The sequence below is a fragment of the Variovorax sp. GW821-FHT09B01 genome (genome assembly GCF_059418345.1).
In genome coordinates this window covers 934,006-955,651 of sequence record NZ_JBWKPQ010000001.1, presented here as the reverse complement: position 1 = coordinate 955,651, position 21,646 = coordinate 934,006, and the positions used below count along the sequence as shown (strand labels likewise).

General features: G+C 70.6%; 24 protein-coding genes. 13 read left to right on the top strand and 11 right to left on the bottom strand.

The window, feature by feature from the left end:
- The first annotated feature begins 9 nt into the window (after window positions 1–9).
- From AC07RV_RS04135 to AC07RV_RS04115, 5 genes are read left to right on the top strand one after another with little or no spacing between them, the layout of a single operon-like run.
- The gene (locus AC07RV_RS04135; RefSeq protein ID WP_093352379.1) at window positions 10–693 is read left to right on the top strand and encodes a TetR/AcrR family transcriptional regulator; all 684 of its coding nucleotides are present in this window, start codon (window positions 10–12) and stop codon (window positions 691–693) included.
- Entirely contained in the window at window positions 647–1,981 is a 1,335-nt protein-coding gene (locus AC07RV_RS04130; protein WP_296784863.1) for a phenylacetate--CoA ligase family protein, read from the top strand. The genes AC07RV_RS04135 and AC07RV_RS04130 overlap by 47 nt, the downstream gene beginning before the upstream one ends.
- A complete protein-coding gene (locus AC07RV_RS04125) occupies window positions 1,974–3,071 on the top strand; it encodes a CoA transferase (RefSeq protein ID WP_296784860.1) in 1,098 nt (365 codons plus the stop codon). The genes AC07RV_RS04130 and AC07RV_RS04125 overlap by 8 nt, the downstream gene beginning before the upstream one ends.
- Window positions 3,072–3,120: 49 nt before the next feature.
- On the top strand, window positions 3,121–3,939 hold the full coding sequence (locus AC07RV_RS04120; RefSeq protein ID WP_296784858.1) for an SDR family NAD(P)-dependent oxidoreductase: 819 nt from the start codon (window positions 3,121–3,123) through the stop codon (window positions 3,937–3,939).
- Between the two features lie 4 nt (window positions 3,940–3,943).
- Window positions 3,944–5,167: a CaiB/BaiF CoA transferase family protein gene (locus AC07RV_RS04115; RefSeq protein WP_296784855.1), complete on the top strand. Its 1,224-nt coding sequence runs from the start codon at window positions 3,944–3,946 to the stop codon at window positions 5,165–5,167.
- Window positions 5,168–5,173: 6 nt separating this feature from the next.
- Here the strand turns inward: AC07RV_RS04115 and AC07RV_RS04110 are convergent, their stop codons facing one another.
- Complete coding sequence (locus AC07RV_RS04110) at window positions 5,174–6,109, bottom strand: LysR family transcriptional regulator (RefSeq protein WP_296784853.1); 936 nt, start codon at window positions 6,107–6,109, stop codon at window positions 5,174–5,176.
- A 251-nt stretch (window positions 6,110–6,360) separates the two neighbouring features.
- Between AC07RV_RS04110 and AC07RV_RS04105 the strand changes: the two genes are divergently transcribed.
- The 3 genes from AC07RV_RS04105 to AC07RV_RS04095 all read left to right on the top strand — a co-directional run bounded on the left by AC07RV_RS04105 (window position 6,361) and on the right by AC07RV_RS04095 (window position 9,780).
- Entirely contained in the window at window positions 6,361–7,821 is a 1,461-nt protein-coding gene (locus AC07RV_RS04105; protein ID WP_296784850.1) for an aldehyde dehydrogenase, read from the top strand.
- Between the two features lies 1 nt (window position 7,822).
- Window positions 7,823–8,728: an NAD(P)-dependent oxidoreductase gene (locus AC07RV_RS04100; protein WP_296784848.1), complete on the top strand. Its 906-nt coding sequence runs from the start codon at window positions 7,823–7,825 to the stop codon at window positions 8,726–8,728.
- A 62-nt stretch (window positions 8,729–8,790) separates the two neighbouring features.
- A complete protein-coding gene (locus AC07RV_RS04095) occupies window positions 8,791–9,780 on the top strand; it encodes a Bug family tripartite tricarboxylate transporter substrate binding protein (RefSeq protein ID WP_208510040.1) in 990 nt (329 codons plus the stop codon).
- A 33-nt stretch (window positions 9,781–9,813) separates the two neighbouring features.
- Here the strand turns inward: AC07RV_RS04095 and AC07RV_RS04090 are convergent, their stop codons facing one another.
- Genes AC07RV_RS04090 through AC07RV_RS04075 form a run of 4 tightly spaced genes read right to left on the bottom strand, consistent with a single transcriptional unit; the run spans window position 9,814 to window position 12,373 of the window.
- The gene (locus tag AC07RV_RS04090; RefSeq protein ID WP_296784846.1) at window positions 9,814–10,200 is read right to left on the bottom strand and encodes a type II toxin-antitoxin system RelE/ParE family toxin; all 387 of its coding nucleotides are present in this window, start codon (window positions 10,198–10,200) and stop codon (window positions 9,814–9,816) included.
- 16 nt (window positions 10,201–10,216) lie between these two features.
- On the bottom strand, window positions 10,217–10,519 hold the full coding sequence (locus AC07RV_RS04085) for a type II toxin-antitoxin system Phd/YefM family antitoxin (RefSeq protein WP_296784843.1): 303 nt from the start codon (window positions 10,517–10,519) through the stop codon (window positions 10,217–10,219).
- 56 nt (window positions 10,520–10,575) lie between these two features.
- On the bottom strand, window positions 10,576–11,535 hold the full coding sequence (pip, locus tag AC07RV_RS04080) for a prolyl aminopeptidase (protein ID WP_296784841.1): 960 nt from the start codon (window positions 11,533–11,535) through the stop codon (window positions 10,576–10,578).
- Window positions 11,536–11,554: 19 nt separating this feature from the next.
- Window positions 11,555–12,373 (bottom strand): IclR family transcriptional regulator, encoded by an 819-nt coding sequence (locus AC07RV_RS04075; protein ID WP_296784839.1) that lies wholly within the window; start codon window positions 12,371–12,373, stop codon window positions 11,555–11,557.
- A 143-nt stretch (window positions 12,374–12,516) separates the two neighbouring features.
- Here AC07RV_RS04075 and AC07RV_RS04070 point away from each other — a divergent pair, with 143 nt between their 5' ends.
- From AC07RV_RS04070 to AC07RV_RS04055, 4 genes are read left to right on the top strand one after another with little or no spacing between them, the layout of a single operon-like run.
- Entirely contained in the window at window positions 12,517–13,512 is a 996-nt protein-coding gene (locus tag AC07RV_RS04070) for a tripartite tricarboxylate transporter substrate binding protein (RefSeq protein ID WP_444852437.1), read from the top strand.
- 35 nt (window positions 13,513–13,547) lie between these two features.
- Entirely contained in the window at window positions 13,548–14,357 is an 810-nt protein-coding gene (locus AC07RV_RS04065; RefSeq protein WP_296784836.1) for an enoyl-CoA hydratase/isomerase family protein, read from the top strand.
- Window positions 14,354–16,456: an acetate--CoA ligase family protein gene (locus AC07RV_RS04060; RefSeq protein ID WP_296784833.1), complete on the top strand. Its 2,103-nt coding sequence runs from the start codon at window positions 14,354–14,356 to the stop codon at window positions 16,454–16,456. The genes AC07RV_RS04065 and AC07RV_RS04060 overlap by 4 nt, the downstream gene beginning before the upstream one ends.
- A gap of 41 nt (window positions 16,457–16,497) precedes the next feature.
- On the top strand, window positions 16,498–16,929 hold the full coding sequence (locus tag AC07RV_RS04055; protein ID WP_296784830.1) for a GNAT family N-acetyltransferase: 432 nt from the start codon (window positions 16,498–16,500) through the stop codon (window positions 16,927–16,929).
- Window positions 16,930–16,979: 50 nt separating this feature from the next.
- On the opposite strand, the gene AC07RV_RS04050 is transcribed toward AC07RV_RS04055, so the two are convergent.
- The 6 genes from AC07RV_RS04050 to AC07RV_RS04025 all read right to left on the bottom strand — a co-directional run bounded on the left by AC07RV_RS04050 (window position 16,980) and on the right by AC07RV_RS04025 (window position 20,675).
- Complete coding sequence (locus AC07RV_RS04050; RefSeq protein WP_296784827.1) at window positions 16,980–17,504, bottom strand: hypothetical protein; 525 nt, start codon at window positions 17,502–17,504, stop codon at window positions 16,980–16,982.
- Window positions 17,494–17,868: a hypothetical protein gene (locus AC07RV_RS04045; RefSeq protein WP_296784824.1), complete on the bottom strand. Its 375-nt coding sequence runs from the start codon at window positions 17,866–17,868 to the stop codon at window positions 17,494–17,496. The genes AC07RV_RS04050 and AC07RV_RS04045 overlap by 11 nt, the downstream gene beginning before the upstream one ends.
- 241 nt (window positions 17,869–18,109) lie before the next feature.
- Window positions 18,110–19,000 (bottom strand): SDR family NAD(P)-dependent oxidoreductase, encoded by an 891-nt coding sequence (locus AC07RV_RS04040; protein ID WP_093352337.1) that lies wholly within the window; start codon window positions 18,998–19,000, stop codon window positions 18,110–18,112.
- 246 nt (window positions 19,001–19,246) lie between these two features.
- On the bottom strand, window positions 19,247–19,432 hold the full coding sequence (locus AC07RV_RS04035) for a hypothetical protein (protein WP_296784818.1): 186 nt from the start codon (window positions 19,430–19,432) through the stop codon (window positions 19,247–19,249).
- Window positions 19,433–19,525: 93 nt separating this feature from the next.
- The gene (locus tag AC07RV_RS04030) at window positions 19,526–20,086 is read right to left on the bottom strand and encodes a peroxiredoxin family protein (RefSeq protein WP_296784816.1); all 561 of its coding nucleotides are present in this window, start codon (window positions 20,084–20,086) and stop codon (window positions 19,526–19,528) included.
- A 43-nt stretch (window positions 20,087–20,129) separates the two neighbouring features.
- Complete coding sequence (locus AC07RV_RS04025) at window positions 20,130–20,675, bottom strand: carboxymuconolactone decarboxylase family protein (protein ID WP_296784812.1); 546 nt, start codon at window positions 20,673–20,675, stop codon at window positions 20,130–20,132.
- A gap of 98 nt (window positions 20,676–20,773) precedes the next feature.
- Between AC07RV_RS04025 and AC07RV_RS04020 the strand changes: the two genes are divergently transcribed.
- Entirely contained in the window at window positions 20,774–21,637 is an 864-nt protein-coding gene (locus tag AC07RV_RS04020; RefSeq protein ID WP_296784808.1) for an AraC family transcriptional regulator, read from the top strand.
- The last annotated feature ends 9 nt before the right edge of the window (window positions 21,638–21,646 follow it).

Sequence of the window (21,646 nt, the reverse complement as noted above, 5' to 3'; positions counted from 1 at the left end):
AGGTTGGCGATGGCGAGTGCACAACAGGCAGTGGTGGATCCGGGCGGCAACGAGTCGCGCAACGAGATCCTGCAGGCGGCGGCGGAACTTTTCATGGAGCTGGGCTATGCGGCGACGTCGATCGACGCGGTGGCGCAGCGCCTGGGCGCCACCAAGGGCCGCATCTACCACCACTATCGCAGCAAGGCCGACCTCTTCTTTGACGTGCAGATCGCCGCGATGAACCGGCTCAACGAGCAGGTCGAGCCGATCGCGCGCGGCGCGGGCGACCCGCTCGAGCGCCTGTCCGCGATGGCGCTGCGCCACACCCAGATCCTGCTGACCGAGCTGCCGATGCAGAAGGTGGCGGTGCAGGGGCTGGAGCGGCACCTGCTGGGCGCCTCCTCGGGCGCCAAGCGGCTGCGCTCGGTGGTCAAGATGCGCGACGACTACGAACAGATGTTCGTCGAGGTGATCGACGACGGGGTGCGCGCGGGCCTGTTCGTCGACCAGCCGGCGAAGCTCATCACCAAGCCCTTCTTCGGCGCGCTCAACTGGGCCACCGTCTGGTACAGCCAGCGGCGGCTGCAGAGCGCCGAGGCGGTGGACGACATCGCACATGCCCTGGCAGCCTTCGCGCTGCGCGGGCTTCTCAAGGATCCAAACCATGAAGCAGCAAGAAAGACAGCCCTTTTCCGAGACCATCTGGGATGAGAGGGAGACCTGGTCGCGCGACCGCATCGAGGCCTCCCAGCTCGATGCCCTGCGCCGCCAGCTCGAGCGCGTGGGGCGCACCAGCAGCCACTACCGCAAGGTGTTCGCCGAGGTCGGCTTCGAGCCCGGCGACCTGAAGAGCTTCGCCGACCTGCGCCGGCTGCCGTTCACGCGCAAGGCCGACTACGTCGCCGGCCTCGAGGCACAGCCCCCGTTCGGCGCCCTGGCCGCGGTCGAACCCGGCGAGGCCGTGCGGGTGCATTTCTCCTCCGGCACCACGGCCCGGCCCGCGCCGGTGCTCTGGACCCAGGCCGACATCGAACGCTGGGCCGACCTTTACGCGCGCTACCTCTATGCGCAGGGCTTGCGGCGCGGCGACATCTTCCAGTGCATGTTCAACTACGCGTGGTTCGTCGGCGGCCTCGGCGCCACGCTCGCGGCCCAGCACCTGGGCGCGCTGGTGATCCCGGCCTCCTCGGGCGACACCGAGCGCCAGATCGAGACCATCTTCCAGTACGGCAGCCAGTGCGTGATCGGCACGCCCTCGTTCATGGCCCACATGGCCGAGGCGGCCGAGAAGCTGGGGCGCGACCTGACCACCTCGCGCGTGAAGATGGTCTGCGTGGGCGGCGAGCCCGGCGCCAGCATCCCCGGCACGCGCGAGCGCATCGAGCGCCAGTGGGGCGCGAAGATGTTCGACTGCTACGGCGCGCTCGAATGCCAGCCGATCGGCTGGGACACCGCCGCGCAGCTCGGCCCGACGCTGGCCGAGGACTTCATCTACGTCGAGGTGCTGCATCCCGACACCAGGGAGCCGGTGGCCGACGGCGAGCGCGGCGTGCTGGTGCTGACCCATCTCGACAAGGAGGCCTGCCCGCTGGTGCGCTGGTGGACCGGCGACATGGTGGTGCGCGACAGCCGCACCGCGCCCGACGGCCGCACCCATGCGCGCCTGGCCGGCGGCGTGCTGGGCCGTGCCGACGACATGCTGATCATCCGCGGCGTGAACCTGTTCCCCTCGGCAGTCGAGGACATCGTGCGCGCCTTCCCGGGCCTGAGCAACGAGTACCTGCTGGTGCTCGACGACAGCGTGAAGGACCCGCACACCGGCTTCCTCACGGGCGTGAAGCTGCGCGTGGAGCGCGCGGCAGGCGCGCCGGCCGACCTCGGCGAGCGGCTGTCGCAACGGCTGCGCGAGAAGCTGCAGGTGCGCTTCCACGTCGAGGTGGTCGAGTCCGGCACCCTGCCGCGCACCATCCACAAGGCCACGCGGGTGGTGCATGCCTGAGGCGCGGGCCCAGGGCCTGCCGCGCCCGCTGGCCGGCCGGCGCGTGGTCGACCTGTCGCAGTTCATCGCCGGGCCCACGGCGGCCCAGTACCTCGCGGACTTCGGCGCCGAGGTCACGAAGGTCGAGTCGCCGCAGGGCGACGGCGTGCGCACCCTGCCGGGCAACGGCTTCGGCAGCTACTACGCGCGCAGCTTCAACACCGGCAAGACGAGCCGGGTGCTGAACCTGCGCGAGGCCGCCGACCGCGCCGCGCTCGATGCCATGCTCGAGGAAGCCGACGCCTTCGTCTGCAACCTCGCGCCCGCGTCGCTGAGCGGCCTGGGCCTCGACGGGCCGACGCTGCGCGAACGCTTCCCGCGGCTGGTGATCGTGCTGATCTCGGGCTACGGCCAGCAGGATGAGCGCATCTGCATGGACACCATCGCGCAGTGCGAGTCGGGCTTCGCGCTGCTCAACGGCGACGAGGACGGCTCGCCGCGCCTGTCGACCAGCTGGCCGATCGACATGTTCTGCGGCATGTACGCCGGCATGAGCTGCGCCATGGCCATGCTCGACCCCGCGCGGCAGGGCTGCCTGGTCGACCTGTCGATGATGGAGGTCGCGGCCAGCATGCTGATCGGGCCGGCGATGCTCGCGGTCAGCGAGGGCGACGCGCTCGATCCGCCGATGGGCAACCGCGACCGCGCCTCCGCGCCCTCGAGCATCTACCGCTGCGCCGACGGCCACGTCTACATCCTCGGCGGGCTCGACGCCTATTGGCGCCGGCTGCGGCCGTTGGTGGGCGCCGACGACGCGCCGATCAAGGAGCGCATCGCGCGCGCCGCGCATTTCGACGCCCAGGTCGAGGCCTGGACGCTGCCGCGCCGGCGCGACGAGGTGCTGGCGCAGATGCGGGCGCTGCAGATACCGGCCGGCAACGTGCGGCCGCCCGAGGAGGCGCTGGCCATGATCCGCGCGCTGCGTCCCGGCGCGGTCTCGCAGGCGCTGCCCTCGGGCGAGCACGTGCCCGCGTTCCCGGCGCTGTTCGACGGGCAGCGGCTGCCGCGCAGCGCGACCCCGCACGTGGGCGGCGGCCTGCGCTTCGCCTGAAGCCGCGTCCTTTCCCCTTCTTCCATCCTTCCGATCCGAGGAGCCTTCGATGGCCAGCACTTCTTCCCTTCCCGCCGCCGACGCGCTGCGGGTCATGCGGCCCGGCGTCCACCAGGGACGCTCGGCCTTCATCACCGGCGCCGGCTCCGGCATCGGCCGCGCGATCGCGCTGCGGCTGATGGCGCTGGGCATGGACGTCTTCGGCACCGGCCGCCGCGCCGAGGCGCTCGAGGAAACCGGCCAGCTGGCCGAGGGCCTCGCGGGCCGCTTCGGCTTCGAGACCTGCAATGTGCGCGACACCGAGGCGATCGAGGCGCTGGTCGCGCGCGTCGGCCAGCGCCAGGGCATCGACCTGCTGGTGAACAACGCGGGCGGCCAGTTCTTCGCGCCCGCCACCGGCATCAGCCGCAAGGGCTGGGATGCCGTGATCGACGTCAACCTGTCGGCCATCTTCGTCGTGACCAAGGCCGCCCATCCCTTCCTCAAGGCGCGCAAGGGCTCGGTGGTCAACATCTCGCTGTCGGGCGTGGACCGCGGCTCGATGGGCATCGCGCACTCGATCGCCGCGCGCGCCGGCGTGCTGGGCCTGATGCGCACGCTGGCGCTCGAATGGGCCAAGGACGACATCGCGCTCAACTGCATCGGCCCCGGCGCGGTGCTGACCGAGGGCCTGGCCGGCGAGGCCGCGAAGGCGATGCTCGACCGGCTGGTCGACGCCACGCCGATGGGCCGCGCCACCAGCGTGGAGGAGGTGGCCGAGCTGGTCGCCTTCCTCGCCACGCCGGCCGCGCACCTCATGACCGGCCAGCTGATCCAGATCGACGGCGCGGCCCACCTGGGTGCGGGCCTGCACATGCTGGCGGCCTGAAGCGATGGACGGCGCTCTCTCGCATGTGAAGGTGCTCGACCTGTCGCGCGTGCTGGCCGGCCCCTGGGCCTCGCAGATGCTCGCCGACCTCGGCGCCGACGTGATCAAGGTCGAGCGGCCCGGCAGCGGCGACGACACGCGCAACTGGGGCCCGCCCTTCCTGCACGACCGCGACGGCCAGCCCACGCGCGACGCGGCCTACTACCTGTGCGCCAACCGCAACAAGCGCTCGGTCACCATCGACATCACCACGGCCGAGGGCCAGCAACTGGTGCGCGAACTCGCGGCGCGCTGCGACGTGCTGGTGGAGAACTACAAGGTCGGCGGCCTCGCGCAGTACGGCCTCGACTACGCCACGCTGCATGCCGAGTTCCCGCGGCTGGTCTATTGCTCGATCACCGGCTTCGGCCAGACCGGCCCCTACGCGCCGCGCGCGGGCTACGACTTCCTGGTGCAGGCCATGGGCGGGCTCATGAGCGTCACCGGTCGCGCGGAATCGGAGCAGGGCGCCGGCCCGCTCAAGGTCGGTGTCGCGGTGGCGGACCTGTTCACCGGCCTGTACGCCTCGAACGCGATCCTGGCCGCGCTGGCCTACCGCGAGCGCAGCGGCACCGGCCAGCACATCGACCTCGCGCTGCTCGACGTGCAAGTGGCCTGCATGGCGAACCAGGGCATGAACTTCCTCTACGGCGGCCGATCGCCGGGCCGGCTCGGCAATGCGCATCCCAACGTGGTGCCGTACCAGGACTTTCCGACCGCCGACGGCGACGTGATCATCGCGGTCGGCAACGACGGCCAGTTCGCGCGGCTGTGCACGGCCATCGGCCGGCCGGCGCTGGCCACCGACGAGCGCTTCGCGACCAACCTCGCGCGCATCGCGCACCGCGTCGAGCTGATCCGGCTGCTGCGCGAATGCACGCTGACGCGCTCCACCGACGAATGGGTGGCGGCGCTCGAGGCGGCCGAGGTGCCCTGCGGCCCCATCAACGACCTCGCGCGCGTGTTCGAGGACGCGCAGGTGATCGCGCGCGGCATGAAGATCGAGGTCGAGCACGCCACGGCCGGCGCCATTCCACTGGTGGCCAATCCGATCCGGATGTCGGCCTCGCCGGTGGCCTACCGGCGCGCGCCGCCGACCCTGGGCCAGCACACGCGCGAGGTACTGGCCGACGAGCTCGGCTGCGATGCCGGGCGGATCGACCGGCTCGCGGCGAGCCGCGTCATCTGAGCGGCTTCAGGCCAGGCGCAGCTCGGGCGGCGGCACCGCCGAGGCCGCGGGCAGCTCCGCACGCAGGAAGTCGATCAGCGCGCGCAGCTTCGCGGGCACGCGGCGCCGGTCGGGGTAGTAGAGCGTGAGGCCCGGCAGCACCGGGCTCCAGTCCGCCAGCAGCCGCACCAGCAGGCCCTGTTCGATCAGCGGCTCGATGTAGCCGTTGATCATGTAGGCGACACCGATGCCGTCGAGCGCCGCGCGCACCAGCGCGGCCGAATCGTTGAGCACGAGCCGCCCATCGATCGCGAGCTGCAGCGTCTCGTCGCCGCGCGCGAACTGCCAGCGCTCGACCTGGCCGGTGCTGACGTGGCGAAAGCCGATGCAGTCGTGCGCCAGCAGTTCGGTGGGATGCACGGGCGTGCCGTGGCGTGCGAGGTAGTCGGGCGAGGCGATCACGTGCGCCTCGATGCGCGGCCCGATCCTGACCGCGATCATGTCCTTCTCGACCAGGTCGCCGAAGCGGATGCCGGCATCGAAGCCCTGCGCCACGATGTCCACCAGCTGGTTCTCGATCCGCAGCTCGAGCTTGATGTCGGGGAAGCGATCGAGAAAGCGCCGCAGCACCGGCTGCAGGCCGATGGTGTAGCCAGCGCGCGGCACGTTGAGCCGCAGCAGGCCGCTCGGATGGTCGGCCTCGCGGCCCAGCTCCTCCGAGACCGCGGCGAGCTCCGACACCACCGGCCGCACCTTCTCGAGATAGCGCTCGCCGACCTCGGTGAGGCTCACGCTGCGCGTGGTGCGGTTGAACAGCGCGATGCCCAGGCGCCGCTCGAGGCTGCGGATCGACTGGCTCACGGCCGAGGGCGTGACGCCCAGGCGCACCGCGGCGGCCGAGAAGCCGCGCTCTTCCGCCGCCACGATGAAGGCGACGAGTCCATCCAGCAGGTCCTGGCGCATGCGGCGCTCTCCATTGCGATATCGAAGCGCCGAGTCTAGTGGCGGCTTTGCGATCTGTTAGTTGGCCTTGAAAGCCCATGCAGCGTCGGCGCCTTGTCGCCGCGCGCTCTGCTGCGTAGCCTGCGCCGGTCCTCTCACGCCATTCCACTGCTTGGAATCGAACGGTGTCGCGAGCCGCGCGCCCTTCCTACCATGCATCCATTCTTCCTATCCACCGAGACAGCGGCCAGCACGGCCCCAAGGAGACTTCCATGAGCGCGAGCACGCAAAGCGCGGGCGTCAGGCCCTTCCTGATCGGCGCCACCTGGACAACAGGCCAGGGCACGCCCTTCGAATCGATCAATCCCGCCACCGGCGCGCTCAACGGCCTGATCGGCAGCGCGAGCCGCGAGGACGTGGACCTCGCGGTGCGCACCGCCAAGGCCGCGCAGGCCCGGCCCGAGTGGCGCGCCATGCTGCCGCACCGGCGCGCGGCGATCCTGCACCGCATCGCCGACCTGATCGAGGCCAATGCAGAGGAACTGGCCGAGCGCCAGATGCGCGAGAACGGCAAGCTGCGCGCCGAATGCGTGGCGCAGGCGGCCGGCGGCGCGGCGGCGTACCGCTACTTCGCGTCGATCTGCGAGACCATGCCGGCCGAAGTGGCGCCCTCGCGCGGCGACCACCTGTCGATGGTGCTCTACGAGCCCTTCGGCGTGGTGGCCGCGATCACGCCCTGGAATTCGCCGCTCACGCTCGAGTCGCAGAAGGTGGCGGCGGCGCTCGCGGCCGGCAACGCGGTGGTGCTCAAGCCCTCGGAGTTCACGCCCACCATCGCGCTGCGCGTGGCCGAGCTCGCGCTCGAAGCCGGCCTGCCGCCGGGCATCCTCAACGTCGTGACCGGCCTCGGCGCCGAGACCGGCTCGGCGCTGGTCGCGCACCCCGAGGTGCGGCTGATCTCGTTCACCGGCGGCACCGCCACCGGCAAGGCGATCGCGCGCGAGGCCGCGGGCCGCATGGCCGCGGTGGCGCTCGAGCTCGGCGGCAAGTCGCCGCACATCGTGTTCGCCGATGCCGACCTCGACAAGGCGCTGCAGGGCGTGCTGCACGGCGTGTTCTCGTCCAGCGGCCAGTCGTGCATCGCGGGCACGCGGCTGTTCGTCGAGCGCGGCATCCACGACGCTTTCGTCGCGCGGCTGGTGCAGGCCGCCAAGGCGCTGCGCGTGGGGCCGCCCGACGATGCGCGCTCGCAGGTGGCGCCGCTGTCGTCCTTCGTGCACCGCGACAAGGTCGAGGCCATGGTCAACATGGCGCGCGAGGACGGCGCCGAGGTGCTGGCCGGCGGCAGCCGTCCGGCCGACCCCGCGCTGGCCAACGGCGCCTATTACCTGCCCACCCTCATCGGCGGCGTGACGAACGATGCACGTATCTGCCAGCAGGAGGTGTTCGGCCCGGTGCTGTGCGTGATGCCCTTCGACAACGAGGAGGACCTGGTCGCGCAGGCCAACGACAGCTTGTTCGGCCTGGCCGCGGGCGTGTGGACGCGCGACTTTCCCAAGGCCTGGCGCGTGGCGCGCGCGGTCGAGGCCGGCACGGTCTGGATCAACACCTACAAGACGCTCAGCGTGTCGGTGCCCTTCGGCGGCTTCAAGGAAAGCGGCTCGGGCCGCGAGAAGGGCTTCTTCGGCATCCGCACCTATCAGGAAGCCAAGACCGTGATGGTGGGGCTCTGAGATGACGCAACGGACCCTGGGTTTCATCGGCCTCGGCGTGATGGGCGAGCCCATGTGCGCCAACCTCGCGGCGAAGAGCGGCGCGCGCGTGCTGTGCCATGACCTCGATGCCGCGCCGATGCGGCGACTGGCTGAGCGCGGCGCCGTGCCGGCGGACTCGCTGCGCGCCTTGGCGCACGAGGCCTCGGTGGTGTTCCTCTGCCTCGCGAGCGCGCAGGCGGCGGAGTCGGTGGTCGAGGCACTGGCCGAGGCCTGGCAGGGCAGCGAGGGCGGCCGCACGGTGGTCGACATGGGCACCACCTCCGTGCTGGCCACGCGCCGCATGGCCGAGCGGCTCGCGCAGGCCGGCCATCGCTTCGTCGACGCACCGGTGGCGCGCATGCCCGCGGCCGCCATCGCGGGCACGCTGAGCATCATGGCCGGCGGCACGGCCGAGGACGTGAGCGCGCTGATGCCCCACTTCCGCTGCATGGGCAGCGACATCACGCACTGCGGCGGCACCGGCGCGGGCCAGGTGGTGAAGATCCTGCACAACACCGTGCTGTTCGAAGCCGTGCAGGCCCTGGCCGAGGCGATGGCCGTGGCGCGTGCGCATGGCGTGGACGGCGCGGTGCTGCTCGATGCCATCGAACTGGGCTCGGCCGACAGCCGCGCCGCGCGCGTGCAGGGACGCGAGGCGCTGCTGCCGCGCCACTATCCCGAGGGCCGCTTCGCGACGCGCTATGCGCTCAAGGACGTGAGCCTCGCGCTCGAGCTCGCGCAGGCCGTGGGGCTCGAGGCCGCGATGGCGCGCGAGACCGCGGCTACGCTGCGGCGCACGATCGACGCGGGCTGGGGCGACCGCTACTACCCGGCGCTCTACGAGCTCGTGTCGGGCGCGCCGCCGCGCGACGCCGCGAACGACTGAAGTCTTTCTCTTCTGCTACCGATTCATCACAACGCATGCCGCACCAGCGGCAGGAGACAGCCATGACCGCTTCCTTCCTTTCCCTGCTCTCACGGCGCGCCGCACTCGGCGGCCTGCTCGCGCTGGGCCTCGCCGCCTCCGCGGCCGCGGCCTTCCCCGAGAAGCCCATCACGCTCGTCGTGCCCTTTCCCGCGGGCGGCGCCACCGACGCGATGGCGCGCTTCACCGCGACCCGGCTCTCGAAGGAGCTGGGCCAGCCCGTGGTGGTCGACAACCGCGGCGGCGCCGGCGGCGCGATCGCGGCCGAGGTGGCGCTGGCCGCGCCGAAGGACGGCTACACGCTGTTCTTCACCACCACCGGTACGATGGCGATCAACCCCTTCATCTACCGCAAGCTCAAGTACAACCCGCTGACCGATTTCGAGCCCATCGGCAACGTGGCCTCGGCCTCGAACGTGCTGGTGGTGCATCCCTCGGTGAAGGCGAATACGGTGGCCGAACTGATCGCGCTGGCCAAGGCCAACCCCGGCAAGCTGACCTATGCCTCGGCCGGCATCGGCGCCTCGAGCCACCTGTCGGGGGCGCTGTTCGAGAGCATGACCGGCACGCAGATGCTGCACGTGCCCTACAAGGGCTCCGCACCCGCGCTGTCGGATTTCCTCGCGGGCCGCGTCGACATGATGTTCGACACCGCCTCGACCCATGCGCCCTACGTCAAGGCCGGCAAGATCCGTGCACTGGCCGTGACCAGCCCGCGCAAGTCGCCCGCCTTCCCCGGCGTGCCCTCGATCGCCGAAGCCGGCGTGCCGGGCTACGACGTCTCGATCTGGTTCGGCGTGGCCGCGCCCGCGGGCGTGCCCAGGCCCGCGATCGACCGCCTCTCGGCCGCGCTCGAGAAGGCCTGGCAGGCCCCCGACATCAAGGCCGCGCTGGCCGAGGTGGGGGCCGATCCGCAGTACCTGGGGCCGGCGGAGTACAAGCGATTCATCGCGGCGGAGCACCAGAAGTGGGGGCGGATCGTGAAGGCTGCGGGGGCCGAAGGCCAGGACTGACTCGTTGGCCCGGGGCCGCGTGGTCCGATGTACTCAGCGCCGCCACAAGGCCATGAAATCGAAGGAGAGCTGCCGCTGGTGGCGAATCGAGAGCAGATGGATCCGGCCATCGATTCGCGCATAGAGCAGCAGGTAGTGCGTCATCACGTACTCGCGCAGCTCGCCGTCCTTGGCGAGTGCGCCGAGCTGCTTGATCAGTCGTGCCGTGCCATTGGCGACTTCCACCGAGCGGGTCGGTCGCTCGAGTAACAGGCGCCCCATGCCTGGGAAGCTCTCGAGGTTGGGGATGACGGTGTCCGCCAGTTCCTCCAGCAGTGTGTCGAAAGCGTGCGAAGCCTCGGCGTCGATCAGGAAGGCTTCGATCTCTTCGAGGTTCCGCTCGAAGTTCGCTGTGAGCTTGACGGTGCTCTTCGCGGTCACGGTGCGGCGTCGTCGGTCACCCGGCGGCCTTGGCCGCGCGGCGACGCTGGATGGCGGACAGAGTGCTTCGCGCGTCCTTGACCTTGCCGGCAGCGACGTCGGCCAGGCCCCGGCTGGCATCCTCGATCAGCAGCAGGTGGATGCGTTCGCGCTCCAGCTGGTGGTAGTAGTCGAGCCGCTGCGCATCGATGATGGCCACATAGCTCTCGCCATTCTTGGTGATGATCTTCTCGGCTCCGGCCTTCACTTCGTCGACCAGTTCGGACAGGTTCGCCCTGGCCTGCGACAGCGGAATCACGTCAGCGGCTGAGATGGCCATGGCCGGCTCCTTGAGGTTGATTTGTACAAAATTCTGCACATTATAGAGATCCCGCCTCAACGACCGGCAAACCCATCCGTCGCCCGCAGCAGGCGATCGAGGATCCCGGGCTCCGAATACGCATGCCCGGCCCCCTCGATCAGGTGGAACTCCGCCTCGGGCCAAGCCTTGTGCAGGGCCCAGGCGTAGCGCGCGGGGCAGGGCATGTCGTAGCGGCCATGCACGATCACGCCCGGGATGCCGTGCAGCCGGTGCGCGTCGCGCAGCAGCTGGCCGTCATCGAGCCAGGCGTCGTGCACGAAGTAGTGGTTCTCCAGCCGCGCGAAGGCCAGCGCGAAATGGTCGTCGGCATGCGAGGCCGCGAGCGCGGGGCTCGGCAGCAGCGTGATGGTCTGGCCCTCCCAGACGCTCCAGGCGCGCGCGGCCTCGATCTGCGCCACCGGGTCGTCGCCGGTCAGTCGCTTGCGGTAGGCCACGATCATGTCGCCGCGCTCGGCCTCGGGGATCGGGGCCTGGAACTGCTCCCATCGGTCGGGGAACATCTCCGACACGCCGAACTGGTAGTACCAGTCGAGCTCGGCACGCGTGACGGTGTAGATGCCGCGCAGCACCAGCTCGCTGACGCGTTCGGGGTGCTTCTGCGCGTAGGCCAGAGCGAGGGTCGAACCCCACGAGCCGCCGAACACCAGCCAGCGCTCGGCGCCCACCAGCGCGCGCAAACGCTCGATGTCGGCCACCAGGTGCCAGGTGGTGTTGGCCTCGAGGCCCGCATGCGGCTCCGACAGGCCGCAGCCGCGCTGGTCGAACAGCAGCAGGTCGTAGCGCGCGGGATCGAACAGCCGCCGGTGCTCGGGCGAGATGCCGCCGCCGGGGCCGCCGTGCAGGAACACCGCGGGCTTGGCGCCGGGCGTGCCCACGCGCTCGTAGCGGATGCGGTGGCCGTCGTCGCCAACGTCGAGCATGCCGCTCTCGTAGGGTTCGATCGGGGGATAGAGCTGGCGCAGGGTATCGGTCATTCGATGTTTCCTTCGGGGGTCATGCAAAGCCGCGCGCGAGCGCGCGTTCCACGTCGGCCACCAGCGCGAGCAGCGCCGGCGAGAGTTCGCGCACCACGCTCGCGAGCGATTCGCTGCTGGAGACGCTGAGGTTGAGCACATGGCCCGAGGCGCCCGGCGCTTCGCCGGGCTGCGCGGCGGGCAGGCGGATCGGCGCGGCGAGCGCCACCACCTCGGGTTGCCAGGCGGCGGCGCAGAAGCCGCGCGCGTTCACGTTGGCGATGGCGGCCTCGATCTCCTCGCGCAGCGCCGGCCACTGCTCGCGTCGGCGCTGCTTGAACAGCGCATAGAGCGCCTTGCGCCGCGCCTCGCCGGCCGTGGCCAGCCAGGCGCGCCCGAGCGAGGTGAGCTCCATCGGCACGCGCTGGCCCGAGACCACGTTGCGCAGCGACACGCGGCGGTTGTAGCGGATCGACTCGAGATAGACCATCTCGTCGCGGTCGGGCGCGGCCAGGCCGACGTTGATGCGGCGCGACTCGGCCAGCGCGCGCATCTTCGGCGCGGCCAGCGACAGCACGCTGGAGCCCGAGCGCATCGCATGCGCGAGGCTCAGCACCGCGGGCGCGAGCCGGTAGGCGCGCTGGCCCGCATCGACCTGCAGCATGCCCGCGCCCACCAGCGTCTGCGTGAGGCGGCTCACGGTCGAGCGCGACAGGCCGGTGCGGTCGGCGAGCTCGGCATTGCCCAGCAGCTCGGAGCCTGGCCTGAAGGCGCGCAGGATTTCCACGCCGCGTTCCAGCGAACGGTTGGCCGGCGAGATGCCGGGCTTCTGCTCGAGCGAGGGGGTCATTCGGCTCATGCGGGCTCCATGTGGTCTCCATCCCGGCCTAGGTTTCGATTCCATTGCTTGGAATTGTGGGAGTGTATGCGCAGGCCCTCGTGCCTATGCTTTTCCCCTATGGCGCGGGGAGCTTTTTCCGCCCGCGCCGACAAGGAGACAGCATGCAATTTCGAATCGACGGGCACGCGCGACGCGTGCTCATGAGCCTGGCAACCGGCCTGGCCCTCGCCTTGGCGATGGGCGGCGCGGCCGCGCAGGCCTTCCCCACGAAGCAACCGATCCGCCTCGTCGTGCCGTTCGCGGCCGGTGGCGGCACCGACGTGATCGCGCGCGTGCTCGGCGCGGGCATCGGCGCCGAACTGAAGCAGTCGGTGATCGTCGAGAACAAGCCCGGCGCCGGCACCATCATCGGCAGCGACTACGTCGCCAAGAGCGCGCCCGACGGCTACACGCTGCTGATGGCGACCTTCGCGCACGCGGTCAACCCCAGCCTGCAGCCCAAACTACCCTACGACCAGGCCAAGGCCTTCGCGCCGCTGAGCCTGGTCGGCCGCTCGCCCAACGTGCTGGTGGTGCGCAGCGACCGCGACTTCCGCTCGGTGGCCGACCTGCTCGCGTTCGCGAAGGCGCATCCGGGCAAGCTCAGCTACGGTTCGTTCGGCAACGGCACCTCGGCGCACCTCGCGGGCGAGCTCTTCAAGCGGCTCGCGCAGGTCGACCTCACGCACGTGCCGTACCGCGGCTCGGCGCCGGCGCTGACCGACCTGCTCGGCGGCCAGATCGACCTGATGTTCACCACCGCCGCGAGTGTGGCGCCCTACATCGCGAGCGGCAAGCTGCGCGCGCTGGCCGTGACCTCGCCGCAGCGCTCGCCGGCCATGCCCTCGGTGCCCACGGTGGCCGAGAGCGGCGTGCCCGGCTACGTGGCCGAGAGCTGGTACGGGCTCTATGCGCCGGCCGGCACGCCCACCGAGGTGGTGGCGCGGCTCAACGCCGCGATCCGCAAGGCGGCGCACAGCGAGACCTTCAGCAAGCGCATCGCCGACGAGGGCATCGTGGTGATCGCGTCGCCGCCCGAGGAACTGACGCGCTACGTCGCCGCCGAGCAGGCCCGCTGGGGCCAGCTGGTGCGCGAGGCGCACATCCAGCTCGACTGAGCGAGCCCTCTTCCATTTTTCATCCCCTTGCCGACATGACCACTCCCACCTCTTCCATCCAGCTTCGCACCGAGGACGGCGTCGCCATCCTCACGCTCGACCGCCCCGAGGTGCGCAACGCCGTCGACGACGCCATGCGCGGCGAACTCATGGCCGCGCTCGAGCGCGTAAACCGCGACGACAGCGTGCGCGCGCTGGTGCTCACCGGCGCGGGCAAGGCCTTCTGCGCGGGCGGCGACATCCGCGCAATGCAGCAGCGCATGCAGGCACCGGCCGGCGAGATCGCCTACAACGGCTGGGCGCGGCAGCAGCGCACCCATCACGCACTGAGCGCGCTGCACGACCTGCCCAAGCCCACCATCGCCGCGGTGAACGGCGCCTCCACCGGCCTGGGCACCGACCTCGCAATGGCCTGCGACTTCGTGATCGCCTCCGAGCCGCATGCCAGCTTCGCCTGGAACTACGTGCTGCGCGGTCTGATTCCCGACGGCGGCGGCATGTACTTTCTGCCGCGCCGCGTGGGCCTGGCGCGCGCCAAGGCGCTGATCTTCACGGGCCGCACTGTGCGCGCCAACGAGGCGATCGAGCTCGGCATCGCCGACCGCCTGAGCACGCCCGAGGCGCTGCTGGCCGACGCGACGGGCTGGGCGCGCGAACTCGGCGCGGGCTCGCGCACCGCGGTCGCGCTGGCCAAGGGCATCCTGAACCAGAGCTTCGAGCTGCAGGCCGAACAGGTCTTCGGCCTCGGCAGCCAGGCGCAGGCGATCTGCTACACCTCGAACGAGCACCGCGCTTCGGTCGAGGCCTTCCTCGCGAAGTCGGCGGCCAAGGAGGGCGCGCGATGAGCGATGCCATCTCCCCGATCTCCCGCCTGATCCGTCCGCGCAGCGTGGCGGTGATCGGCGCTTCGGCCGATCTCGCGAAGACCTCGGGCCGGCCCGTCGCCTATCTGCAGAAGCATGGCTTCACGGGCGCGATCTATCCGGTGAACCCGAAGGCCGAGACCATCGCGGGCCTGCGCTGCTACCCCGACATCGGCGCGCTGCCCGAGGCGCCCGATGTCGCGATCGTGCTGCTGGGTGCCGAGCGTGCGCAGGCCGCGGTGCGCGAACTCGCGGCGCGCGGCTGCGCCGCGGCGATCGTGCTCGCGAGCGGCTATGCCGAGACCGGCGTACAGGGGCAGCAGCGCCAGCGCGAGCTGCTCGAGGCGGCCGGCGGCATGCGCCTGCTCGGGCCCAACACCATCGGGCTGGTGAACCTCACGGACGGCATCACGCTGTCGGCCAGCGGCGCGCTCGAGGCCGACGACCTCGTGGTCGGCGGCATCGCGGTGGTGTCGCAGAGCGGCGGCATCCTGGGCTCGCTGCTCTCGCGCGGCGCGGCGCGCGGCATCGGCTTCTCGAAACTGGTCTCGACCAGCAACGAGGCCGACCTCGACCTCGCGGATTTCGTCGACCACCTGGCCGACGACGAGGCCACGCGCGTGATCGCGCTCTACATGGAGGGCGTGCGCGATGTCGCGAAGTTCCGCGCCGCCGCCGCCAAGGCGCGGCGCGCGGGTAAGCCGCTGGTGGTGTTCAAGATCGGCCGCTCCGAATCGGGCGCGCAGGCTGCGGCCTCGCACACCGGCGCGCTGGCCGGTGCCGACCGCATGTACGACGCGCTGTTCCTCGAGGTGGGCGCGATCCGCGCGCGCGACTTCTCCGACCTGCTCGACCTGCCGGCCGCGCTGGCCACGGGCCGCCGCCTCGGCGGGCGCCGCGTGGCCATCCTCACCTCGACCGGCGGCGCCGGCACGCTGGTGGCCGACAGCCTCGGCGTGGCCGGCTTCGAGGCGCCGCCGCCCGACGCGGCCACCGCCGAGGTCCTGCGCACGCTGCAGGCCGACGGGCCCTCGGTGCTCGACCGCAATCCCATCGACGTGACCCTGGCCGGCCTGCAGCCGCAACTGCTGCGCCGCGCGCTCGGCGCGCTGCTCGACAGCCCGGGCTACGACGCGGTGGTGGTCATCGTCGGCTCCTCGGCGCTGGCCATGCCCGACCTCGTCGCCGATGCGATCCGCGACTGCCTGCCGGGCACGAGCAAGCCGGTACTGGCCTACGTGAGCCCGCATGCGCCGGCCGTGGCCGCCTTGCTCAACGGGCGCGGCGTGCCGGCCTTCAGCGCGCCCGAGAGCTGCACCGTGGCACTGCAGGGCATGCTGATGCAAGGCGCCGCCGCGCCGCTGGATTCCGCGTCGATCGGCGCCATCGTCGACCTCGCGGGCCTGCCCGCGCAAGGCTCGTTCGACGAGGCCGAGGCCAAGTCGCTGTTCGCGCGCTTCGGCGTGCCGGGCGTGCGCGAGGTCGCGGTGCGCGATGCGCGGCAGGCGGCCGAGGCCGCGCCCGCCCTGGGCGAGAAGGTGGTGCTCAAGATCCTCTCGCGCCGCATCACCCACAAGACCGAGGTCGGCGGCGTGGCCGTGGCCGTGCCCGCATCGCAGGTGGCCGCGCGCGTGACGCGCATGCACGACGACGTGGCGGCCGCCACCGGCCAGGCGCCCGAGGGCTACCTGGTGCAGGAGATGGTCACGGGCGGCACCGAGATGATCCTCGGCCTGCACCGCGATGCGCTCGGCACCGCGCTGCTGATCGGCATGGGCGGCGTGACCGCCGAGCTCGTCGGCGACACCGTGCTGCGCATGGTGCCACCGGGCGGCGCGCTGGCGCGCGAGGAGGCGGCCGCGATGCTGCGCGAACTGAAGACCTGGCCGCTGCTCGACGGCTACCGTGGCCGGGCGCCGGCCGACGTCGACGCACTGGTCGACGCGATCGTCGCGTTCTCGCGCATGGCGGGGCAACTGGGCGCGCGGCTCGAGACGGCCGAGATCAATCCGCTGTTCGTGCTCGCGAAGGGGCAGGGGGTGAAGGCGGCGGATGGGGTGGTGGTGCTGGCGGGGGGCTGAAGAGCGTTCGATCAGCAGGCCTGCGCTATCCTCGATCGACCATGACCGAACTGCGCATCACCACCGACAAAGCGGCGATCGACGTCGCCCTGGTTCACCGCTTCCTCAGCGAGAGTTCGACCTGGGGCCGAGGCATTCCGCTGGCCACCATGCAGCGCTCGATCGAGCACTCTCTGTGCTTCAGCGGCTTCATCGGTGCCGACCAGGTGGCCTTCGCCCGCGTGATCTCCGACCACGCGACCTTCGCGAACCTGGTCGACGTGTTCGTGCTGCCCGAGTATCGGGGGCGTGGATACAGCAAGGCACTCATGCAGGCGGTGATGGACTTTCCCGCGCTGCAGGGGCTGCGTCGCTTCACGCTGGCGACGAGCGATGCGCATGGGCTGTACGAGCAGTTCGGGTTCACGGCGCCGCTGAGGCCACAGTCGTTGATGGAGCGGTATTTCCCGAATCTCTACGCTTCGCAGACTTGAGGCCGAACGGATGCCGGCGTGCAAGAGAGGCGTGCGCCTTTGCGTTCGAATCAGGCCGCTTGGCTTCGCATGAGCCGCTGGGTTCCGTCGGCCGCGATTTTCTCGAACAGCGAATCCAGCGTTTCGAAGACCTCCCAGCGGTCGACGCCAAGACCTGAAGCCACCTGATCGATGACCAGCAGTTCCAGGTCTTCCTCGCGTTTTCCTTTCCAGAGCTTGTCGGCGAGCGCCACCGAGCGTTCTTCGAGAGACAGCCCCTGCGTTCTCCATGCCGCATGCGAAATGCAGCAGTCCGCGATCCTCGGCTGAACGCCGTTATGCAGCATCAACGCCTTGCCTGCGGGCTCATGCAGTGACCCTGGCCCCGCAAGTTCCTCGGGATGCTCGATCTTCCCGGCGTCGTGGACGGCCACACCCAATTCGATCCATTGCGCATCGAAGTCGAGACCGAGTTCCGCATATCCCCGAATCAGGAGGTCGGCCGCTTCGCCCACCAACCGAAGATGTGTCAGCAGATGCCGGGAAGCGCCCAGCTTCGCGAGCAGCTCGTAGGCATCGTCCCGGCTATTCAGCATCGGGCGGTCCAGCTTTCCGGTGCGTTCCGGGACCGTTGAGCCATGCGGCGATGCGATCGCACGCCGCCTGTACCTCCGCGCCATGACGGGACTCGATCTCGCTCGCTTCGGCATCGCAGGCCGCGAGCCATTGCACCGAGCAAAGGCCTCGCATCGAGGACGAGGGCAGATGATCGGCCTGCCCGGCGATCGCGGCCAGTCGCGCGAAGTCCGGGTGCTGCTCCCAGGCCAGGAGTTCGAATCGAAGCCGGGCCAGCTCGCGGACGCCATCGATGAGCGGCATCCGCTTCGACGCCAGCGCCTGTGCCGTGGCTACGGCGTGTCGGCGAAGTGCAAGGACTGCCGGCTCATCGAGAGGATTCATGGTGGCGAGCGCGCAGGCTTTCCGTGTGAAAGGTCATCGAGGACGAATGATGCCTCGACCTTGCTTCTGGAGGTGAGGAGCCCACGAGTCCGTCAATCGCCTGGGATGCATGCGGTAGTGCCTCCAGGCTCGTCCGTGGAATCGAGACTCTCAACATTGTTGAGAGAGGTTCCATGGTCCTCGTGCCTGCGCATCTTCTGCCTGGTTAAGGCACCGATCTCCTGCAGAGCTCCGGCAACGCTCAAGCCGCCTTCAGCCCCTCTTGCCCATAAGTCCCCGCCGCCCGCACATCCGCCGGATCGAAGCTCGCCCCCGCCCCCTGCTGCTCGCGCTGCGTCGCGAGCCGTGCGCCTTCCTGCGCGGCCATGTCGAACAGGCGGTTGGGATCGTGCCGGCGCAGTTGCAGCGCGGCCGCTTCCAGCCCCGCGGCGATCTCGATCTCGCGCTGGCCCGAAGCCATGCCGTCGAGCAGCAGGCCGGCTGCGACCTGGGGCTCCATGCCCTGGTCGATGTTCGCGTCGGAACGGCCGCGGGCGTTGCCGTCGGCGCCCAGCGCATTGATCGACACCGCGGTACGCACCGAGCCCGGCAGCGCGACGCTCACGCGGATGCCGTAGGCCTGCTCGACCTCGGCGCGCAGGGCATCGAAGTAGCCCTGCACCGCATGCTTGGCACCGCTGTAGCCGGTGCGCAGCGGTGCGCCGACCTTGCCGGCCACCGAGCCGATCACGGCGATGTGGCCGCTGCGGCGCTCGGCCATGCGCGGCAGCACGAGCTGGGTGAGGGCGACGGGTGCGAGATAGTCGACCTCGATCAGCCGGCGATAGACGGCGAGATCGGTGTCGATGGCGAGGCTGCGCTGGGCGATGCCGGCGTTGTTGATCAGCACGTCGATCTGGCCCTGCCAGCCGGCGGCGCGTTCGACGATGGCCGGCAGGGCGTCGTAGTCGGTGGCCTCGAAGGGCAGTACCAGCACGCGCTCGGGGGCGCGCGCCGCGAGGGCGGCCAGCGGCTCGGGGCGGCGGCCGGAGGCGATCACGCGCGCGCCGCGCTCGAGCAGCGCGAGTGCGAGGGCCTCGCCGATGCCGGAGGAAGCGCCGGTCACCCATGCGGTCTTGTTCTCGAAGTACATCTGAAAGCTTTCCTTGACGTGGAGCGGTGTGGGATCCCGCGGCGCGTGTCGGTGTGTTGGATTCGGATGTTCTGCTCCGACGAGGCCGCGGGCGTGGCGTGCGCCTCGGTCATTGTGGGGGCACCGCGAGGGCCTGACCATCGGCCAATGGGGGTAATGCAAGAGTGTGCAGTGGCCTCGCGAGGGGCGGCGGAAGGTGGTCGGTGGGCGCGAGCCTTCGGCGCCCCTGGCCGCCAGCGCGGTCCGCTACTTGCCCTTGGCCGGCGCGGTGGCGACGGGCGCGCCCTGCGTCGCGGGCGCGGGCTTGTCCCGCTCGCTGCTCACCCACGTCAGTGCGTAGACGACCAGCACGACGGCGACCGCGGCGATCACGCTCCACATCACGATGCCGGGCTTCTGGTGGTTCTGTCCCTGGTTGGTTCCGGTCGGCATGGTGTCTCTCTCTGTCTGTGTACCGCGATGCGGGGAGTCCCAAGCTAACAGGCCACACGGGCGCGGCTGTCGGACGCGCGCCAGTGCGCGACGTCAGCCAACCGGACAGCCTGTGTCGCCGCAGCCTTCGCCCGCGGCCGTTTCTTCTTCGCGAGCCGCATCGGCGATCAACGGGGCGGTGACGTCCTCGGCCGCGAGCTGGCCGATGGCCGCGCCCAGCGACATGTCGTCGAGCAGGCCGAAGTGGCTCAGTCGCAGCCGCCCCTGCCTGTCGATCAGCACCACGCTCGGCGTGCCCTGGAACTGGTAGGCGCGCATGGTCTGCGGAATGCTGCTGTCGGGCGAGGGCCGGTCGATGCCGATCGGGAACACGTAGCGGTACTCGCGCACGAAGGCCTCGAGCGCCGCGGGCGTCATGACCTCGTGGTGCTCGAACACCGTGTGCAGCCCGATCACCGCGACGTCCTTCGCGGCGAACAGCTGCCGGGTCTTCTTCGCCTGCGGCAGGCCGTGCGTGGCGCAGGCCGGGCACAGCATCTGGAAGGCATGCAGCACCACGACCTTGCCGCGCAGCGATTCGAGCGTGACGGGGGCCTCGGTGTTGAGCCAGCGCTCGACCTGCAGTTCGGGCGCCGGGGGATGGATTCTCGACATGGTTGATGGCTCCAATGCAATGGCAAGGCCCCGGCGCTCGCGCTCAGGCGGCCGCGCGCAGCTTCACGCCCGGGAAGTCGACGGGCACGTCGAAGGCGACATTCACATAGTTCGTGAACAGGTTCAAGGCCACGTGCGCGAGGAGCTCGACGATCTGCCGGTCGTCGAAGCCCGCGTCGCGCAGCGCCTGCACCTCGGCGGCGTCGATCTGGCCGCGCTGCTCGACCACCGCGAGCGCGAAGCGCAGCGCCGCGGCGGTCCGCGGATCGGCGGACTCGCCGTGCTGCGCGGCCGTCATCTCTGCCGACGAGGCGCCGGCCTTGCGGCCCAGCGCCGTGTGCGCGGCCAGGCAGTAGTGGCAGGCATTGCGGTCGGCGATCGCCACCGCGATCTTCTCGCCGAGCTGCGCGGGAATCACGCCGCCGCCGAGCGCGCCGAACGATCCCCACAGGCTCCGGAGCGCGGCCGGCGAGTTGGCGACGGCGCGGAACATGTTGGGCGTAGCACCGAAGGCGCCATGGATCTGCGAGAGCAGGACCTGGGTGTCGCCGGTGGCTTCGGCGGGGGAGACGAGGGGGATGCGGGACATGGTGCTTTCCTTCAGGGGTTGTGTCGGTGAAGGAAGTTTGCTGGCAGTCCTCGTATGATTCGGATCGTTTTATCCATCAAACATATCTTTTCGTCCGAATGGCCGCACCACCTCCCATCGACAGGCTGTCCTCGCTGCTCGAGCGCTTCCGCGTGCGCGCGCACCTGTTCCACAACGGCCCGCTGTGCGGCACCACCAGCTTCGCGGCCGAGCCGGGGCGCGGCTTCCTGCATGTGCTGCGCCGTGGCGAGATGGTGGTCACGCATGCCGCGCGCAGCGGCGCACCGCGCAAGCTGGTCGTGAAGGAACCAAGCCTGCTGTTCTATCCGCGCCCGCTGTCCCACCACTTCCACAATGCGCCCGTTGAAGGCTCGGACTTCGTCTGCGCGACGCTGGACTTCGATGGCGGCGAGACCCATCCGCTGGCGCGCGCGCTGCCGCCGCTGATCCGCCTGCCGCTGCGCGAGGTCGAGGGGCTCGAGCAGTCGCTCGCGCTGCTGTTCTCCGAGACCACGCGCGTGCAGTGCGGTCACCGGCTGCTGGCCGACCGCCTGTTCGAGGTGGTGCTGATCCAGCTGCTGCGCTGGCTGCTCGATCATCCGGAGCACAGCGAACTGCCGCCGGGCCTGCTGACGGGGCTCGGCGATCCTCGGCTCGCGCGCGTGCTGGTCGGCCTGCACGAGCGGCCCGGCGAGCCCTGGCCGCTCGAGCAGATGGCGCGCGAGGCGGGCCTGTCGCGCAGCGCCTTCGCACAGCGCTTCCGCGAGGTGGTGGGCACCACGCCCGCCGACTACCTCGCGCTCTGGCGGCTCAGCATCGCGCAGGCGCAACTGCGTGGCGGCGCCTCGGTGAAGACCATCGCCGACGAGCTCGGCTATGCCAATGCATCGGCGCTGTCGCGGGTGTTCGCGCAGAAGCTGGGCGTGTCGCCGCGCGAGTGGCTGGCCACGGTGCGCGGCTGAGGCCGCCGC